An 18435-nucleotide genomic window follows, 5' to 3' on the forward strand; every position below is an offset into this window, starting at 1 on the left:
ATCTCTTTTTAGTTGGTGGCGTCGCGCACTGAGTCTTTCAGGTCTTCCACGGCATGTTCACCGCTTGCTTGGGCTTGCTTGACCTTGCCTGCTACCTGATCCTTCTTGTTACCGGTGATGTTGCCAGTGGCCTCCTGAACTTTGCCTTCGATGTTCTTGGCGGTGGCTTTCATGTCTTTTCCCATACCCATGACTGACTCCTTTGTGGATGTTCACATCCATGTGATATGGATGTGTTCTTTAAGTCTGCTCACGAACACGAGCGATGATTCGCCAATGATCTTTCGTCTTCCTTTAGTTCTCCTGCATTATATCTGCAGCATCGCTGACAGTCCTCAGCCATCTTCTGGTCCGGGCGAATTGATGCGCATCATCAGCAGATCTGCTTCATTTCTGTGGATCCATGCAGGGCACTCCCCGAAACCAGCCATTGCGCCTTCGCTCCCCATGAAGGAAGGATTGGGAGCAGCTAGGAGGATGTTGCTCATTGATCGCGCTACGCCTTCTCCACAGACGGCCACGCACCTGCCCAAAAGTTAGGAGTTTGTTGCCCGTAGACCGCGGCCAGCCTCTCCACAGACGCCCCTGTAACCGCCCAGATCTGAGTTGCTGCAATCGATCTGGGCGAGAGAATGGGGTATGCCCAAGACCTTCCGCCCCTGGCAGCCTGGGCAGACCACCCTGCTGCCGCCATCAGCAAGTGACTGGCTCTCAGAAGACCATCAGGTGTGTTTCCTGCTGGATCTGGTGGATGAGCTGGATCTCTCCGCGATCATGATCCCTGCTCATGCCAAGGATCCCCGCGGGGAGAGGGGCTTTGACCCGCGGATGATGACGCTGCTGTTGCTCGATGCGTACTGCGTGGGCATCGTCTCCTCCCGCAGGATCGAGCGAGGCTGCTACGAGGACCTGGCCTTCCGGGTGCTGACGGCCAACCAGCAGCCAGACCACAGCCGCATCAGTGAGTTCCGGCGTCGCAACCTTGACGCGCTCAAGGGTCTGTTCGTTCGGATCCTGCGGCTCTGTCAGAAAGCCGGGATGGTGAGCCTGAGCCATGTGGCGCTGGATGGCACCAAGGTTCAGGCCAATGCCTCGAAACAAAAGGCCATTAGCCATGAGCGGATGCTCAGGGCGGAAAGGGAGCTCCAGCAGGAGATCAACGCCTTGATGCGCAAGGCCGAAATCCTGGATGCCCAGGAGGATCGTCGCTACGGCAAGGGGAATCGTGGCAGTGATCTGCCTGATTAACTTCGGCGGCGCCAGGACCGTCTGGCTCGCATCCGTCAGGCCCGTAAGGAGATGGAGGCAGAAACCGCTGCGGCTACAGCGCGTCAGCGGCAACATGACGCTGAGGAGGCCAGGGGCAACGCAACTGCCGCCCGCGAATCGGATGCACCAGCGGCTAAGCAGGCCGAGCTGAACAAGAAGACTGAGACTGCAGAGGCCAAGGCCAAAGCTGCAAGGGCGAAGGCGATCGAGGCTGCCGAGAGCGCCGGTGTGGAACCACCGGACCTGGAGCCTCTGGCTGTGGAGGCGATGCCCAGGCGTGGCCTGGCCAGGAAGGCCGATGGCACCCCCACCAGGAAGACCCAGCGCAACTTCACCGATCCCGACAGCCATCTGATGCAGTCAGGCGGGTCGCATCTGCAGGGCTACAACTGTCAGGTGGCGGTGGACAGCGACCATCAGGTGATCGTGGCGGTGGGCGTGAGCAACCAGCCGCCGGATGTCGAGCACCTGGAACCCCTGCTGCAGCGCATCGGCGCCAGCGCCGGAGGCGTGCCCACGGTGATGACGATGGATGCGGGCTACTGGAGCGAGGACAACGTCAAGGTCTGCGCCGATCAGGGCATCGACGCCTATATCGCCACCGGCCGACTTCCTCACGGCCAGCCTCCACCGCCGAAACGCGGGCCGCTCCCCAGGGATGCCGATGCCAGAACCCGCATGGTCCGCAAGCTGAGAAGCAAGAAGGGAGCAGCGATCTACGCCCGACGCAAGGCCATCGTGGAGCCGGTGAATGGCTAGATCAAGGAAGGCCGAGGCCAGCGGCGGTTCCTGTTGCGGGGCCTGGAGAAGGTTGACGGTGAATGGCACCTGATCGCCGCTATGCACAACCTGCTCAAGCTGTTCCGGTTCACGCGTTTACAGCAGCAAGAGCTGGTGAAAGCGACGGGCTTAGAGACAGAAGCCCTGGCCAGGGCTGCATCAGCTCCACATCGATGGGGCTCAATGCAGGAAGCCAAAGTCCGTAGCCGCCAGGATCAGCCAGCACGAAATTCGCTGCGATCGCTGGCCTGCTGCTGTATGAGCAACAAACTCCTAGCAGCGGCCCCAACCATCCAATCGAGAGGACTGCGAATAGGGCCGCCAGCGGTCGCGGGTCCAGACGATCCAAGGCAGCGTGGGTTTGGCACGGTCCCCTCAGACTCGCTCCCCCCGAAACCCCTCAGCAAGGAGTCAGGGCACGCAGATTGGAAGCAGTCCAACCGCATCCACAGGCGCCGCTGATGTGTGGCCGCTACTCGCTAACCAGCACGATCGATCAGTTGCTGCCAAGGCTCAAGGGTCCGCTGCCGGAGGGTTTCCTCGAGCAGTACCAGCCCCGGCAGCAGGTGCGGCCTGGCGAACCGCTGCTGATCCAGCGGCAGCAGCAGGGCCGGCTGGAGGTGGGCTACGCGCAGTGGGGCCTCGTGCCGAACTGGCTGAAGGACACCCGCGGCAAGAGTCGGCCAATCAATGCCCGCAGCGAGACGGTGAGCCAGAAGCCATTCTTTCGTGGTCCCTGGCGCCATCACCGCTGCCTGCTGCCGGCCGATGGCTTCTACGAATGGCGGCCGCCGCTGGAAGGGGAAGGCCATGGCCCAAAAGGGAAGAAGCAGCCCTACTGGATCCGCCGCCAGGACGGCGCCCCGTTCTGGTTGGGCGGCCTGTGGGACCACTGGATCGGACCTGATGGCAGCGAACTCCAGACCTGCTGCCTCCTCACCACCACCCCCAACGCCCTGCTGCGTCCGATCCACGACCGCATGCCGGTGGTGATCATTGATGGGTTGGAAGAGGCCTGGTTGCTGCCGGAAGCAGCAGCCGAGCTGCGGACGCTGGAGGGGCTGATGGCCACGTGGGATCCCGCCGGTTGGGAGGCGATTCCAGCCGACAGGTTGTGATCTACAAAATCGATCTGGTCATCGATTGGTGAATAGGAGCCCAACCCTGAGGTGCTCAATCCCCAAGCTTCTTGTCTAGCTGTGATTTCCCACCATGTTGTTCATGCCTCCAACTTGAGCCAGCCGCTGCTGAGGGGTGAGACCACCCAGTGCCTTCTGGCTATTGCAGCTGTTTTGGATCCGCATCACGGCCGACCGAACATTCCGCCATTCAAGCGGCCAGAAAACCGATCACAGGTCACAATTGGAACTGGATTTTTCCTGGCGCGGCATGCTTCATCTCGATCTCCCCACCCGCGACGATCTCGCTGCGCTGGCCAGGCGCCGCAACGATCCCAGCGTGTCGATCGTGCTGCCCACCACACCGATCACCCCGGACACTGACGTCGACCGGCTTGAGTTCCGCGCCCTGGCCCGTGAGGCGATCGTCCAGCTGGAAGCCGCGGGCACCGATCGGGCCGCATTGGAAGCCCTGAGCGAATCCTTCGATGATTTGATCGATGACGACGAGTTCTGGCGCTTCCAGGCCCACGCTCTGGTGGTCTACGCCACGCCGGAGAATCTGATCAGCTACCGCCTACCGACCACCGTCGAACCGCTGGTGGCGGTCTCTGACCGGTTCCACCTCAAACCCCTTCTCCGCGCAACCACCTTCGGCAACACCTGCTACGTGCTGGCGCTGGCGGAAGGCGGGGTCCGGCTGATCGAAGTTTCCGCCGATCTGCCGGCCGCGAACGTGCGGCTGGCAAATCTGCCCATTGATGCAGCCTCGGCGGCAGGTAAGGCCAGCATTAACGACCGTTCCCCCAGCGGCCGGCTCACGGGCTCGGAAGGCAAGAAGGTGCGGCTTCGCCAGTACGCCCGCCTGGTGGATCAGGCGCTCCGGGAGCGTTTGGCCGGCCAGATGATCCCGCTGGTGCTTGCCGCTGTCGACAGCCTCGGGGCGATCTACCGCTCAGTGAACACATATCCCCATCTTGCGCCTGTTGGCATCGAGGGCAGCCCGGAGCGCCTTTCCGATGCGGAGCTCGCCCAGGCCTCCCGCGACGTTCTCGACGAGCTGAACCGCCAGCGGATCGCCGACTGGCGGGATCGGTTCGCTGTGCGCAGCAACGAGGGTCGTGCCAGCAGCGATGTGGCTCAAGTCGCCCGAGCCGCGACGTTCGAAGCGGTCCAGAGCCTGATGGTGGACATGGACCGGGTGATGAACGGGCGGATCGACGAGACCGACGGCCGCATTGACGAGGCGGAGACCGCCGGCGCAGAAAGCTACGGCGTGTACGACGAGATCGCCCGGCGGGTGCTGCTCTCGGGGGGTGAGGTGCTGGCGGTTCGGCAGGAGGATCTGCCCGAAGACGCCAGCGTCGCCGCGATCCTGCGTTACGCCCTCTGAGCCACTGGCCATGCCCTGCCAGGTCGGTGGAATGGCAGCGAGTTCCGATGTCTGACCCAGCGGTTCACCACCACCCTCTCTCCCTCACACCCATTTATCAGCGGGAACAACTTGATGGCACTACATAACTAGGCCCGCTGGGAGAAGTTCAAGGGTGAACCCCAGCAGGTGACAGGCATCTGGGGCCTATATCGCTCGATCGCCGAGATGGAAGGCAGGGGCGACATCCTCGATGAGCAGGCGAGCTGGGCGCTCAAGTTCAGGGAGAAGCCTGCGGGACAGCCGCCGTCGGCGAGGGGCAATCCGGTGGCGCAGCCGTTCTTCGATCAGTCCAACGATGGGCCCGAGGGCTGGCGCCATTGCCAGAGCTCCAGCATCGCCATGAACCTCGCCTTCTTGAAGGTCCCCGTCATCCGTGATGACCTCGACCAATTGCGCATGGTGGAGAAGTACGGCGACACCACCAGCCAGGCGGCACACGGCAAGGCCCAGGCGGAGTTGAAAGCACCGGGGCGGTTCATCATCAACTGCACGGTGGAGCGGATCTGGATGCCATGGTTCTCCCCTACCCTGCCTTGGGCCCTTGCAGCCCTGCTGATTCGAATGCATTGATCTACCGACTGCTGCTGTGGCTGACAACAAGCTGGCTGGCTGGTGGATTGGCGGCCGAACCGCTCAGGGCCCAGGAATCTGAGGACTTCACGCCCACCACCATCATTCATGCCCAGGTGAATGCGGTGATGGGAGCCCTTAACTATGGCGGCAGCGCCGTTGATGGGGATTCCAACAAGGCCGTTGGCTTCCCTCTCCTCAACGCTCTCAGCGTTAACTACGACGCTCGGCTCACGATCGACACGAGTTTCACGGGCCAGGACCTGTTCCGGATCCGCCTGCGCAGTGGCGACTTCGGCCCCTCCGGCTTCTTCTCCAACCCACCCACCCCCCTGACGCGGCTGGATGTCGCCTTCCAGGAACCGGCCTGCAACGCCGGGGAGGAGGGGTGCTCAGGCCGACTGGTGAGCATCAACAGGGCGTACCTGCAACTGCCGCTCAGCCCCGAGATCCGCGTCAGCTTCGGTCCCCGGATCATGCAGCTCGACATGCTCCCCGTCTGGCCGAGCGTCTACACCCCATCCCCCATCCTGGATCTGTTCCAGTACTCCGGATCGCCGGGCACCTACAGCAAACGGCTCGGTGGCGGCTTCGGGGTCTGGTGGCAACCCAGGGGCGGGCTGCAGGGGCTGAGCCTCGGCTACGCCTACGTGGCCGGCCGGGCCGGAGGCTCGGAGCAGGGAGGCGGCCTCTTCTCCGGGTCCTCCTCCCAGACCAGCACCCTCCAGCTGGCCCTGAGCCGTCCCCAGTGGAACATCACCGGGGCCTACAGCTTGAGCGGCCCCCAGGTGAGGCTCAGGGGCACCCCCCTGGCCAGCCAGCTGGCGGCCGGCGCCAGTAACGGCAACCTCGGATCCTGGTCGCTGGCGGGGTACTGGCAGCCCAGCACCTCCGGCTGGCTCCCCTCGATCAGCGCCGGCTGGGGCCAGGACACTTTCCGTTTCGGCACCCCTGCGGTGGCGGGCGTCTCGGGAGTGCGCAGCCGCTCCTGGTACACCGGCCTGGTCTGGAGCGATGTGCTGGGGGTGGGCAACAGCCTGGGGTGGGCCATCGGCTCCCCCGCGCACGTGGTCGCGATCCAGACGCCAAGCCAGGCCGGCCTCGACGACAGGGGGCTGGCCTTCGAGCTCTTCTACCGAATCCAGCTCAGTGATGAGCTCTCAGTGACGCCGGCGATCTTCTGGCTGAGCCGGCCGCGTGGGGCCCTCACTGGAAGCTCGGAAGGGGCCAGTCTGGAGGTGTGGGCCGGACTGATCCGGACGACGCTTCGCTTCTGATCCTTTCGCCCCTGGGGGGCAACCGGATCAACCGAACCAGTTCAGGAAGCGCTGGATTACCACGGCATTGCTGATGTCCACGAAGAAGCCCGACACCAGGGGCACCACGATGAAGGCCCGGTTGGCGGCACCGTACTTCTGGGCCACAGCGGACATGTTAGCCATCGCCGTGGGGGTGGCCCCCAGGGAGATCCCCCCGAAGCCAGCGCAGATCACGGCGGCCTCGTAATCGCGGCCCATCAGCTTGAACACCACGAACAAGGCGAACAGGAAGGACACCACGAACTGGGCGGCGAGGATGGCCAGGATGGGACCCGCGAGCGAAGCGATCGTCCAGAGCTGGAGGCTCATCAGGGACATCGTCAGGAAGATGCCCAGGGCAATGTCGGAAACGATCGCCAGGGATGAGCTGCCGGCGGGCCACTGGAGGCGACCCAGACGCGGAACCGTGTTGGTGAGCAGGATCGCGGCGAACATACAGCAAACAAACAGGGGCAGGTTGCTGCCGGCCGCCTTGAGACCTTCATGCAGCAATTCCCCCAAACCCAGGCTCATGTTCAGCCAGAAAAGGGTTCGCAGCAGGCTGAAATAGGTCACGGCCTCCCGTTCAGCTACCGCTTCGCTGCTCTGCGCTAAACCCGCAGCCTGGGCGGGTTTCAGCTTGTGACGGCGAATGAGGATCCGCGCGATCGGCCCGCCCATCAGGGAGGCCAGCACCAACCCGAAGGTGGCACAGGCAATGCCGATCTCCAATGCATTGCTGATGCCATGGGCTTCAGCGAAGCGAGGAGCCCAGGCGATGGCCGTGCCGTGGCCACCGAGCAAGGAAACCGACCCCCCCAGCAGCCCGATCAGTGGATTCAATCCCAGCACCGTGGCCATGCCTATCCCGGTGAGGTTCTGCAGGATCATGTAGCCCACGGTGGTCGCTACGAGGATGAGTAGGGGCCATCCACCCGAGCGCAAGGTCTTGATGTCGGCGTTGAGGCCGATCGCCGCAAAGAAATAGAGCAGCAAGAAATCGCGGGAGAGCAGATTGAAGCTGATCTCAACGCCCGCTATGGCATGGATTAGGGCCACCAGAATGCAGACCAGCAAGCCACTGGTGACGGGTTCTGGAATATTGAACTCACGTAGAACAGTGATTCTTCTATTCAGCCATCGACCGATCGCCAACACCACGATGGCGATGTTGAAGGTGGCGAAGCTCTCAAAGTGCATGGGAGATCAGGATCAGGGCAAAAGAATGATCAGGCAGGCTGTATACCATCATTCACAGCTCTGGACCGTGATAGGGTAGCTGAAGCCAAGAGCTGCCGGCCTGCTGCCGGAGCCGAATCGCAAGTTCATCAGATTCGTACGTTTACCAAAAACGGCCTGGAAAGACCCAAACTTCCGGCCGACGCCGGGTTCAAAGGTGGGCGTTTCATTGATGACCTGCAGACTGCTTCTATCGGTTCAACGCATGAAGCCAGAGATCGGGTAGGTGGCCATTCGCTCGAAGCCGAAGTGAAGAAGAATTGGTAGCGGCGAAACGGCAGCTCAACAATGAAATCGGTGTTCCAGTTCGTGCTGCCGAGGGCCCGATCCGGCCCGATCCGTTTCGAGACGACGGTATCGCCACTACCACCGAGCGGAATTAGGAAGCAGCAGCCGGCCTGCGCACTGAAGACGCTTGACGCCGCCGTTGCGACGACAGTCAGCAGGATCGGTGTGATTGTACGAATGGCAGCCATGGGCGGAGCAGCAGGGGCCAGGAAGGTGTAGCTCAGGAGCTCCAATGCACCAAGAAAGACGGCTGCAATCGCCTATCCCCTGGGCAGGTACCGGCACAGCGCGGTGACTGGAATGTTGAGCAGCTCGGCCGGAAGGGCAGCGGCCGTGAAAATTGCGATCGTGCCGGAGTAGAAATTGAAGATCACCAGGGTGATCCCGATAGAGGCCACAAGGAGCAAATAATGAACCAGGTTTCTGATGCTGACCATTGGCTGCAGTTCGCCCCGTTCATCATGGTGCAGACGTTTGCGCTTAGGCTTGCTTGGCCCGTTCCCAGGGAAAGTGGGGTAGCCGATAGAGAGCCTCCCTCTGGGCATCGCACCAGGTCTCGATCATCTCCGAAAGTTCTGGTGCGTCGGCGTCCAGCTTCATCTGGTGGGAAATCGCCAAGCTGCCGGCGGGGATCATCACCAGTTCGTACGGTGGACCGACGGTGAGATTGGAGCGCTGGGTGAGCACTTCCGAGACCAGGCAGAGCCGGGCGGCATCATCTAGGGAGAGGTTGGTATTCCCCACATTATCGAGCGGCGGTTTGCCGTATTTGCTCTCACCGATCTGCAGAAATGGCGTTTCGCGTGTCGCCCTAATGGCATTGCCCTGCGAGTAGATGAGATAGAGCCCATGGGGCTCGCTGCCGATCTGTCCACCGAGGATGAAGGAAGCTCCGCCGCTCGCCCCAGCCTCCCGCAGGGCCGCTTCGTTTTCTTTCTGAACGGCCACGCTAACGCGGCCGACATAAGCTGCCGCTTCGAAAAGATAATCGCAGTGGCGCAGATCCTTGCCTGCTCCTTCCTTAAGATCAGCAGGCCGGTCGAGATCGCGGCTGATCCAACTGATCACGGCCTGGGTTGTGGCCAGGCTTCCCGCAGCGAGCAACACGAACAGCCGATCAGGGCTTGGCTGGAAGACATGCATTTTGCTGTAGCTGGAGATGTAGTCCACACCCGCGTTGGTCCGTGAATCGGAGACAAGCACCAGCCCCTGCTCCAGCCAGTAACCGATGCAATAGGTCATCTCGTCTAGTGCTAACAGTTTAGTCAATTTCAATCTATCCCCTGCCTTGACCGCAAATGGTCATCCGGTGTCCGGTGACACATTTACTTGGGCCGAAGGGAACTGTGTAAGATCATGACTTGATCGTGCGGGACAGAGTGTGTTGGGAGCAAGGGGTACGTGGGGAGTTGTCTCGATTTGGCATACTCTGTTTTTCAGGAGTCCCTAGGCAGGGCGCCTGCTTAGCTGCCAGAGCCTCCTCCTGGAGGTGCCTGAGGGGACATTGGGGCGATTTGGAAAAGAGAATTTATCTCATTCGAAATAGCCATTCGTACCCATGTCTAGTGACAGCCGTTTATTGCATGCATGAGGATGTAAGGGCTGCCATCACAGGGCTGAACATCAGATTGTTGGCCGAAATAAGTTCTAGTTAGTTTTATGCAAAAGAATTCTGTAAATTCAGCTATACCAGGCCAATATGCCTACGAGAATGAATCCAGCGAGAGCTACCCTTTGGAAAATTAAATCCATTTTGTCGATCTTGATCACGGCCGAAGCCTTGTCCTCTTCTGCAGCTTCTGAGTAAACATTAGATCCCCATACAAAAAGGATAAAGAGCAGTAGTGAAGTTACATAAGAGCAGGCATATATGGAATCGAGGAATGTGAGATAGCTCAGCGAGGGTATTTCAGACTTGTACGCCTGTTGCAAAAAAATTAAGGTAAGCAAGGCGGTCGAGGGGATTGCTAGACGAACCTCACCAAGCTCCCCATCAAGTGATGGCGCGAGCAGAACAATCAGCATCACAATGATGACTGGCAGAATCCAGATTACAAAGCTCGAAAATGGATCACTTCTCATTGCCACAGCAATTGCCAGACGTGAAAAGCTCAGATTTTCCTGGCCCAAGCCCCAATCCGTTCCGTAGGAGTGATTAAATGATATGAAGCGTACATCTCTGATATCGTACCCATTTATTGATGCGTAGCTTCCAAGTCGGCTATTCGTTGGATTCGGATCTGGCAACAGGATCAGATTGCTGCGCTGGCGTGAGAATGCATCCGGCTTAACCTCAAGAACCACCGGCAACACCAACTCCTCGAATGGTGATCGCCTTAAGTTGACTGTAGGAATGTAGAAATTTGCGGAAAACCGAATCAATTGATTGAAGTGGCCATCAGGTCGTTCGACTGACTCAACCGTATCCGGCTCAATGACCGCTGCTGATGAATTAACCACGTTGACTAATTCCACCATCTCGGCAGGTTTTATCTTATTTGAGTCGAGAAGTTCCTGAACAGGCCTTGGCCAATCCAGCCAGTAATATCCTTCAGCCGAGAAGATCCGCTGTCTCAGGGAAAGACTGTGTAAGTTCTCGATATAAGCGCCGACTGTCACTCCAAGCCCATTTGTGGCAACTAGTTCCTGTTCTGGATTGACTGGCAAGGACCGCTCCTGAACAATCCCACTCTGCCCAGCGCTCCAGAGAGGCAGCGCCGATAGGAGCACGACACCCAGGGAGAACAGCAGGATTCCCAGCCAATGTCCAGCACCTCGATTTCGAATCATCTACAACAGGGTCCAGCGCATCCTCCCATGTTACAATCTGGAAAGAGAGTCTCGTGCAGTATTTCCAGTAAATGCCCTCGGTGTCACCAAAGTGTCTGGCAGCTTGGGGTTAGACTGAGCCGCAGCGTTAAATGAGCAATCCTTCAACGGTAACAGCCAAACCCTTCAACCAAACGAAACGAAGACGGCCGAGAAAGAGGAGACTAGATCTAACATTCTACCAAACAGACTCACGATGAAATCCTGAATACAATGGTGTCCTCAGACCCTATAGCCAGACTTTTTTCATCTTTTGAGCTTCGACACGAAAGCATATGTCTTCGACCTCGTTGGCTGGCAATGAAGAAGTTGCTCCTTCTCTCGCCGTTTCAACTGTCTCCTAGCTCCCTGCGAGCGAGTGCTGTTGGAGGCCGGCCTCAAGACCCAGCTCCACCCCAACGGCACCGCGATTGAGTCTGGTGGAATGGTTGTGATCTGCAAACTCGGTCTAGTCTTCGACTGATGAAGAGAAGCCCATTCCTGAGATACTCAATCCCCAAGCTTCTTGTCTAGCCACTGCGTCAACACATAGACACCGATAAACATCAGCAGATATGCGATCCACATATTCGGGAGGTCCAGCTCTGTGTTGTTGATCAGAACAAGCCCGCCATAACTGATCAGGCCATAGATCAATGCTCTACGCAGTGGTCCAACAAGCTTCTTCAAGTGAAATGCAACAGTGGCTCTTTGACGCTATTTTGAGGAGATATATTGACCCCTGCGCAGTGCGGGACTGGCTTGTGGGCTCACCTTTGCAGGGTTCAGCCTTGCGGATGGCGAAGGGTGCGCCAGCCGCCGCTCTCGGTGCTCACCTCAAAACCAAGGCCAACGTGGGTGGCCGGTTCGCCAGCAGGTTGCTAGCGATCGAGGTCGAGTGGGAACCGGTGTTCCAAGCCATCGAGGCCTGCCATGCTGCCGTGCTCGCCAGACCTGCTCCCGCCTTGGCCTTGAAGGCGTCTCGACCCATTCCTTCCGCCGGTCCCTGGCCCAGTCGGCCATGGGCCGTGGAGTGCCGCTGCACGTGGTCCAAAAGCTGACCGACCACAAGTCGCTGGGCAGCTTTGGCGAATACCTGAGTACCAGTGATGAAGAGGTGCTGGCTGCGATCACCGGTGAACGCACGGCAGAAGAGGTCAAACTCCCGCGATAAGCAATGCATACCCGCATCATCTGGCCATGCCTCCTTGCCGCTCTGTGCTGGGCGTTCGGCACCTCTCTTAGGGCTGTGTATAAAGACAATTGTGGGTGAGTGATTCATTCGCGGTCAGCGGAGCCGATTTATCCGCCTAACGCCAAGATCAGCGGCGCAGAACAGCCAGACTTTCTGGCAAGGCAAGATAGGTGCGCCCGCTGAATCTTGATGTTGTGATGCCCATAGGCGGTCGAGGAGAAATTACTGACATTCAAGAATTATCTGAGACTCGCCTAGTCACCGACATGGCAACAAGCCACAGAGGTTAGTCACACTGACGTGGAGTCAAGTGCCTTGGAAACCGTGTCAAGAAACTTATCTCCCCAAAGACAGCTCATTACCCCTGAAGTGACTACTACGAACCCAGCGAGACTGATCTGAAAGATGCTGAGTTGAGATGCATAACCAGCTGAGAATGGAACAGCGGTAATCAAAGCGCCCATGCCTGCTCCAGCAACAAAACGTAGAGCCAGGCCGGAAGGTGTCTTCTTCACGGGCTTCTCAGTTTGCATCGCTTCCTCTAGTGCTTATATAAGCCCATCGTACATAGGGTCATCCCAACTCTATTTCGACGGTACGCCCATCCTGCCGAGTCATTTGACCCATTCAGCCCATCACTCCTGCTCAAAGTACTCCAATCTCCCAGCTGCCTTCAGCTGCAGGCCTTGGCTTCAAAGGTGTAGCCGAGGATACCTGCATAACACTGCCAGCCTATCCTTCCGATTGCTCACAGAGGAACCGCCTGGCTCTGCACTCCCGCAGGCCCTCGATTGAGGACGTGCGTGTAGATCATGGTCGTCTTGACGTCGCTGTGCTCCAGCAGCTCCTGGATTGTGCGGTTGACATGGCTGCGCTCCAGCAGAAGGGTCTCAAAGTTGTGGCGAATCATGCGGTTTGTGGCACGCGGGTCGGCACTGCCAGGCCACAGGGGGTTTCTGCCACCCCTCTGCCACCCCGACCCGATCCGGCAGAGCCACTGCAGGGCAATGGATCTCAGGCGCTGCCACCCCTGCCACCCCGAAATGGCTCCACGCTTGTCCTCCCTTCGCCCCCTCGTGGCTGGGGGTCCATCCCATCTACTCTTCTTTTACTCTTCTTAAGTAGGGGTGGCAGGGGTGGCAGGGGTGGCAGGAGGGCCAAACCCCCTGCAACGAGAGGGATCTGTCGATGTGTCACAGGGGTGGCAGAGGGGTGGCAGAGGGGTGCCACCGCTATGGCAGCAGGCCCCAGCACCCCTCGCTGCGGATTTACATCTCCTTCGGCCAGTACCCCTCCTTCCTGACTCCCTCCACCTGTCTCCGTTCCTTCACCCAGCCGCACACGGCAGCAGCCTGCATCAAGCGACGGCAGAGAGGATTATTGCGCCGCTCGATGGGTATCTCCAGGTGCTTGAAGAGATCGTTGGCCGTGACCGGTAAGAAGCTTCCCTCCCAGTCGCAGCCAGAGGAGCGACCCGCAAAGAACGTCTCCAGGATCTCAACCCAGGGGTCGTCGGCCCGGTGCTCGTCGTTGCGGGAGGCAATCAACTGGCGCTCTTCTTCATCCACCCGCCTCCACTCGAAGCCATCCAAGTATTGCTGCGCCGCTCTTGCCCAGATGGCGTCCCGATGCTCCTCCACCCATTCAAGGGGCAGCATTGCATCGGGAAGGGAGATGCACACGAACCTGGTGGAGCCTGTGGGGTCCTGTAGTGGTGGAGCATTCGACGTTGCCCAGAACACGAAGCGACGATCGTGGCGCTCATCTTTGGGCTCGTACGGAGCTCGGAACACGTCCGAGCACTCTGAGAGAAAGGCCTTCAGTTTCTCCTGATCTGAGCGTCGGGAGACCCCATCCAGTTCTGCCAGCTCCACGCCCCAAGCTGTGTGTGACTTCATCAGGGCATCACGGTCGAGCTTCCCGATCCCCTCAACAAAGAGGTCCTTGCCGAACAGGATTCGCCCTAGAGCAGTCTTGCCTCTCCATTGCGGGCCAATCAACACGGGTGTCTGCCGTACATCGCAACCAGGCTCGAACACCCGAGCAACGGCGCCAACCAAGTAACGCGGCAGGAACCTCGCAGCGATGGGGTCTTCAATGCCAAGGAGGTGTTGGTCAAGGTGGCTCCACTGCTCACTTGGTAGCGGCTCCACGTCCTTCAGGACCTTGTTCAGGTATTCCTCCACAGGGTCGAATGCGTGCTCGTGTGCCAAGAAGTAGACCGCGTCAGTCGTGCCTTCCTTGGGCCACCGCTCCTCATCGGTCGAGAACTTCAGGTAGAGGTACTTGACTTGGTTGGCAGAAATTAGCCCCGCATCGCTCAGGATCGAACCATCTCGAATATTGAGGCGAACATTCGGGAGGTGCTTGGAAACTGACCTGAGAACCTCGACAGGCGTCAGCTGGTGGCTGATCTTTCCCATCGATGCGGTGAGCTCCTCCTTTTGCCTCTGGGCTTTGTCAATCTGAGCTCGTCGCGCTGTTTCTAATTGGAAGTCGGTCTCGATACTCATAGTTAGAGTGGGTGTGGGTCGTGATTGTTTCTGGAGCTCATCGATCTGTGTGCCAAGGTGCTCTTGGGTCATTCGGATCAGGCTGCCAAGACGAAGACCTCCTTCAGATCTCGACGTTGCGATCTCGTGGAGCTTGGCGGTTAACCCGCCGCCCTCCTCATCCCATTCGCCGCGCCAATCGGCCTCATCAATGATTAGCTCCGCTTCCTCTGGTCCGAACTCGTGGACCAAAGCGCACAGAGCCTTGAACGCCACTTGGTAGGTGTTACACCCGATCTGACGAGTAGGCAGAGACTTTAGGCAAAGTAGGGCCTTCTGTCTGTCATTAGCAGTCCAGGGCCCAGCAGCTGTGAGAACTCGTTGGGTGGTGTTCACTGTTTCCACCATCGGAAACGTGTTCCCTTGGTTAAGATCGAACCAGTGGAATTCACCTTCGCTGTTGCCGTAGATCGGCTGCACGGGATTGTGGCACGCTGGGTCATCCTCAGCAGGCAAGAGAGGCTGAAGCTCCTTCCTCAGCCGCTTGTATTGGTCCAGGTCGCTGATGGCCTCGGGGAACTGTCCGACAATTCGGAACCAATCACCTTTCCACGGCTTTTTATGACTGGGGGTGGTATAGCCGAAGATGGCATGTTCACGAAAGAAGGGGTGCTCCTTTGCCTGGTCCCAGGTTAGGTTGGGTGGGTTGTCGTAGTCCAGGAAGACCAGCTGGCTGCCCCTCCAGTTCTCCGTTTTACGCTTGCCGAGATCCAGGTGGCTTGTGACTACGGCATGGCCGCTCTCGAGGCATCTCAGCAGGTCAGGGAAGCTGGCTCCTTCTGAAGATGGCTGCCAACCTTGAGCCAAGAGGGCGCCGGGGGCTTTCTCCGGCTTGTTCTTTACACTAGGCTGAGAGGAAAATAGAATAGGCACTTGGCTTCGGTCGTGGTTCACCCAGCTACTGAGAGTTGGGCGAATCGAAGGCAGAGGGGTTCGACCCCAGGCATCACGCTGTGCAGCTTCGTATTGATGGTCGTGATGCGTGGCCGCTAGTCCCGATCTCGCGGCTTAGAAGTGGCAGATCAAAGAAAAAGGGGCCGGTGACCAGCCGAACCCCCTTCACCGATTAGGTGAAACCACTGGTAATCAGTGCGATCTTTTTCCGGCGTCCACATTCCGGGGAGAAACTAAGTTGTCGTGTTGATGATTTGGATCGTTGGGCCCCGTATGAGGAGATCCGTGAAACTGGAGATGAACCAGCCTTGCCGATTCGGATCTTGATGCCTCTGACAGAGGTTGGCTAAAGGGTTGGTTCCTTCGGAGTCGGTGGTCGTTGAATTAGGTCCTGTCGATGGGCCTGCAACAGAGGTTTGGAAACCTGACAAGGGCGACTTAGGCCCCTCCTTTGGCCGGCTCGCCTTCCTCTGGGCACTGTTCCCCTTAGGGTGGCAACCTCTCTTGCCTCCCTCTCAAACCCGCTGCGCCCGAGTAGTTCTTGGTTCATCTGGCCCTTGTTTCAACAGGGGTGTCTTGTTCAGAGCTCCCACCCCCACCGCTGACTCAGGAAACGGTCCTCTTCTTCTTGCCTGTCCTTCCTCCATCTACTCGGTTCTCGCCAGTCTCCTGCTTCGATCTGATCCCTAACCCAGAGAACTTTGGATTCCGATGCTGTTAGCAGGGTTGAGTGGGGGTCACTGTATAGCTTCTGGAGCTTGCCTTCTCTCATGCGGGCTTGTGTCTCATGGATGGCAATCCTTATCGCCTCTGCTTCCGAGCAGCCAAACTTGGTCGCCAGTGCTTTGATCATGTTCAGTTCTTGGTTGTGGAGGCCAATCTTCACTTCTTCTGATCGTTTTTTCCCATAGCCTCCTATCCGTTCTTTGTTTCTCCTTCCACGCCTGGCTGGGTGGGTTGTGGTGTCATAGTGGTTTTTCCATCGATTTGAAACTGTCACCTGCTCAAGAGTTCCATCTGGAATCTTCTTAAGAGCGGCTTTTACTCTCGGCAACTCTTTCCTGATGAGGGTGTTGCCCTCCTTGTCTGGCTTGAGATAGTCCGAAAGGTGGCGAACATCAGTGACTTTTTCCAAGGATCGACCTCCGTCTGTGATGAGGAAGTCTTCACAATCACTTTCCTCCATTGGGGATGAGTATGCAACATCTGCCAAAGGCTAGGTGCAGCAGGCCTCCACCTTCTGTGCTTACACCTACTTCGTCTCTTGTCTCTTTGCGTGGCTTGTGAAAGCGTTGCAGACTAGGTAAAGGGGCACTGGCAGAATCCATATCTATTCTTTAGGTGAAGCTCGACTGCTTTGGCTGGTTCAGTCCATGGAACAGCCTCATGCGCATAGGAGATCCAGTTACGTGTATGGCCCATGGCGATGAGAGCGACCTCGGTTGATTCTCAGTAGTTGCGCCCAGTTGAGACGCAATAGGGCGGCTGGTTCACGGTCCCTGAGCCATTGCGGCAGAAACCCATCCCACCACTAGAGGTTGCTCTTATACGAGAACAGCAACTAGGGTCGGAGGGTCTGGGAGGCGCTCCTGAAGGTCGATCGCAACGGCAAAGCCGCCGCCCTCAGTGATGAGCAACTCGACGCCCTGATCAAGGCCGCCCCTTCACCCCGATACGCTGCCCTCTGGTCTATCCAACGCTGGACCGCTGCCCGGATCAGTGAGGCCCTGGCTTTGACCTGGGCGGATCTGAACGGCGTCGTCTGCTTCCGCCGCGCCACCACGAAGACGAAGACCACCAGACAGGTGCCGACTTCCCCCCGGCTAGCCGAGGCACTCGCTGCCTACCGGATCGCCTGGACGGATGAGCACGGTCACCAGCCTGCCCCGAGCGAACGGCTGTTCCCGGCGATGGGCAGCACAACCCAGCCGATGACCCGGCAGGCAGCAGACAAGGCGCTTCGCTCAATTTGCTCAGCACTGGGTCTCCAGGGAGTAAGCACCCACAGCTTCCGCCGTTCGCTGGCGCAGTCGGCGGTGCGTCGGGGCGTTCCTCTTCATGTGGTGCAGAGGGTGACGGGGCACAAGTCCCTTGGCAGCCTGGGCGAGTACCTGGATGCCTCCGAGGCTGAGGTGCTGGAAGCAATCGGTTGACTTGCTGGCAGAGCTTGGGATAACAGCGCACCAAGGATTGGGCAGGGGGCCTTTTGGATACGGACCGTGCGGCCGCAATCGGGTCAAATCTCGACTCATTTCCAAGGCCGCCCACCCCATGGGGGAGATCGAGACGAACGGCAGTAGACGTAGACCATTCGCATTTTTCTGCCAAAATCTCCCGCATCTGTATGTGAGCTCTTCAGGGAAGGCTGGTCTGTTGGAAATGGGTCGCTCGTCATCCATCCCTTGAAACCAGGTGGGCGGCAGTTTCGCCTTGTCCCTCTTTTCGCCAAGCCACTGGAAAGTTCTGAAAACCCTTGGCCTGACTGGCTTGGCGTCGACAAGGCTCTGGGTGGTCGAAAGGAGTAAAGCGACCCTTCTGCCGAGTCGAGTGGTCTCGTGGTGGTAGACCCGTGAGACTCGCTTGGAGGCTGTGCGAGTTTCTGGCACATGCCCCTGCGAGGCCCGGAAAGCCCCCTCTAGGGCTGCTGGTTGCACGCACGCGATGCCCTGGAGGCCCTTCCCTGGCGCTTCTGGGCGGCTCTTGTGAGCTTCCGGTGCTGCTTGGACACATGTCCCTCCCCCCGGCCGGCCGATTTTGCGCCTGCTCTTCCCGCCTTGCCCCGCTCCTCCAGCTGCTCCCGGGTGTCCCCCAGCACCAGCTCGTCCGCGAGCCTGGTGGGATCCCCGCCTCCACGTGGTCGATCATGCGGACGTAGGCCTCCCGGCTGATGCTCTTCGACGCCTCGAACTGGCTCAGGTTGAGTCGATTGGTGAAGTACGCAATCCCCAGGACCAAGTCGTCCACCCGGTTGGTTCGCAGTGCGCCCTGC

At 59.0% G+C, this 18435-nt stretch carries 18 protein-coding genes; 8 read left to right on the forward strand and 10 right to left on the reverse strand.

Going from position 1 to position 18435, the window contains the following annotated elements; translation table 11 throughout:
- Nucleotides 1-8 precede the first annotated feature (8 nt).
- Nucleotides 9-173: a CsbD family protein gene (locus ACXMDP_RS05885; RefSeq protein ID WP_457766924.1), complete on the reverse strand. Its 165-nt coding sequence runs from the start codon at nt 171-173 to the stop codon at nt 9-11.
- Nucleotides 174-639: 466 nt separating this feature from the next.
- Between ACXMDP_RS05885 and ACXMDP_RS05890 the strand changes: the two genes are divergently transcribed.
- From ACXMDP_RS05890 to ACXMDP_RS05915, 6 genes are all read left to right on the forward strand, one after another.
- Entirely contained in the window at nt 640-1248 is a 609-nt protein-coding gene (locus ACXMDP_RS05890) for a transposase (protein WP_259729204.1), read from the forward strand.
- Nucleotides 1249-1299: 51 nt separating this feature from the next.
- Nucleotides 1300-2028 (forward strand): transposase, encoded by a 729-nt coding sequence (locus ACXMDP_RS05895; RefSeq protein ID WP_457767127.1) that lies wholly within the window; start codon nt 1300-1302, stop codon nt 2026-2028.
- A gap of 482 nt (nt 2029-2510) precedes the next feature.
- Complete coding sequence (locus ACXMDP_RS05900; RefSeq protein WP_259729206.1) at nt 2511-3167, forward strand: SOS response-associated peptidase; 657 nt, start codon at nt 2511-2513, stop codon at nt 3165-3167.
- Nucleotides 3168-3438: 271 nt separating this feature from the next.
- The gene (locus tag ACXMDP_RS05905; RefSeq protein WP_259729207.1) at nt 3439-4560 is read left to right on the forward strand and encodes a baeRF11 domain-containing protein; all 1122 of its coding nucleotides are present in this window, start codon (nt 3439-3441) and stop codon (nt 4558-4560) included.
- A gap of 168 nt (nt 4561-4728) precedes the next feature.
- The gene (locus tag ACXMDP_RS05910; protein WP_259729208.1) at nt 4729-5172 is read left to right on the forward strand and encodes a hypothetical protein; all 444 of its coding nucleotides are present in this window, start codon (nt 4729-4731) and stop codon (nt 5170-5172) included.
- Entirely contained in the window at nt 5169-6449 is a 1281-nt protein-coding gene (locus ACXMDP_RS05915; protein WP_457767128.1) for a carbohydrate porin, read from the forward strand. The genes ACXMDP_RS05910 and ACXMDP_RS05915 overlap by 4 nt, the downstream gene beginning before the upstream one ends.
- Nucleotides 6450-6476: 27 nt before the next feature.
- Here the strand turns inward: ACXMDP_RS05915 and gltS are convergent, their stop codons facing one another.
- The 6 genes from gltS to ACXMDP_RS05945 all read right to left on the reverse strand — a co-directional run bounded on the left by gltS (nt 6477) and on the right by ACXMDP_RS05945 (nt 11495).
- Nucleotides 6477-7670, reverse strand: coding sequence for a sodium/glutamate symporter (gene gltS / locus ACXMDP_RS05920; RefSeq protein ID WP_259729210.1), 1194 nt, complete (start codon nt 7668-7670; stop codon nt 6477-6479).
- 128 nt (nt 7671-7798) lie between these two features.
- Nucleotides 7799-8185, reverse strand: coding sequence for a hypothetical protein (locus ACXMDP_RS05925; protein ID WP_259729211.1), 387 nt, complete (start codon nt 8183-8185; stop codon nt 7799-7801).
- Nucleotides 8186-8257: 72 nt separating this feature from the next.
- Entirely contained in the window at nt 8258-8434 is a 177-nt protein-coding gene (locus ACXMDP_RS05930) for a hypothetical protein (protein ID WP_457767129.1), read from the reverse strand.
- A gap of 43 nt (nt 8435-8477) precedes the next feature.
- Nucleotides 8478-9239 carry a 20S proteasome subunit A/B gene (locus tag ACXMDP_RS05935; protein WP_259729212.1) on the reverse strand — a complete coding sequence of 254 codons (762 nt, stop codon included), beginning with the start codon at nt 9237-9239 and terminating at the stop codon, nt 8478-8480.
- Between the two features lie 438 nt (nt 9240-9677).
- Nucleotides 9678-10787 carry a ligand-gated ion channel gene (locus ACXMDP_RS05940; protein WP_259729213.1) on the reverse strand — a complete coding sequence of 370 codons (1110 nt, stop codon included), beginning with the start codon at nt 10785-10787 and terminating at the stop codon, nt 9678-9680.
- Nucleotides 10788-11315: 528 nt separating this feature from the next.
- A complete protein-coding gene (locus ACXMDP_RS05945) occupies nt 11316-11495 on the reverse strand; it encodes a hypothetical protein (protein WP_259729214.1) in 180 nt (59 codons plus the stop codon).
- Nucleotides 11496-11703: 208 nt separating this feature from the next.
- Between ACXMDP_RS05945 and ACXMDP_RS05950 the strand changes: the two genes are divergently transcribed.
- Complete coding sequence (locus ACXMDP_RS05950) at nt 11704-11979, forward strand: tyrosine-type recombinase/integrase (protein ID WP_259729215.1); 276 nt, start codon at nt 11704-11706, stop codon at nt 11977-11979.
- 769 nt (nt 11980-12748) lie between these two features.
- On the opposite strand, the gene ACXMDP_RS05955 is transcribed toward ACXMDP_RS05950, so the two are convergent.
- The 3 genes from ACXMDP_RS05955 to ACXMDP_RS05965 form a co-directional block, all read right to left on the reverse strand.
- The gene (locus ACXMDP_RS05955) at nt 12749-12910 is read right to left on the reverse strand and encodes a tyrosine-type recombinase/integrase (protein ID WP_457767130.1); all 162 of its coding nucleotides are present in this window, start codon (nt 12908-12910) and stop codon (nt 12749-12751) included.
- A 358-nt stretch (nt 12911-13268) separates the two neighbouring features.
- Nucleotides 13269-15425 carry a VapE domain-containing protein gene (locus ACXMDP_RS05960; protein WP_457767131.1) on the reverse strand — a complete coding sequence of 719 codons (2157 nt, stop codon included), beginning with the start codon at nt 15423-15425 and terminating at the stop codon, nt 13269-13271.
- 601 nt (nt 15426-16026) lie between these two features.
- Nucleotides 16027-16659 (reverse strand): hypothetical protein, encoded by a 633-nt coding sequence (locus tag ACXMDP_RS05965; RefSeq protein WP_457767132.1) that lies wholly within the window; start codon nt 16657-16659, stop codon nt 16027-16029.
- A 436-nt stretch (nt 16660-17095) separates the two neighbouring features.
- Between ACXMDP_RS05965 and ACXMDP_RS05970 the strand changes: the two genes are divergently transcribed.
- On the forward strand, nt 17096-17599 hold the full coding sequence (locus ACXMDP_RS05970; RefSeq protein ID WP_457767206.1) for a tyrosine-type recombinase/integrase: 504 nt from the start codon (nt 17096-17098) through the stop codon (nt 17597-17599).
- Nucleotides 17600-18435 lie beyond the last annotated feature (836 nt).

It is taken from the genome of Cyanobium sp. ULC065, from assembly GCF_977927515.1.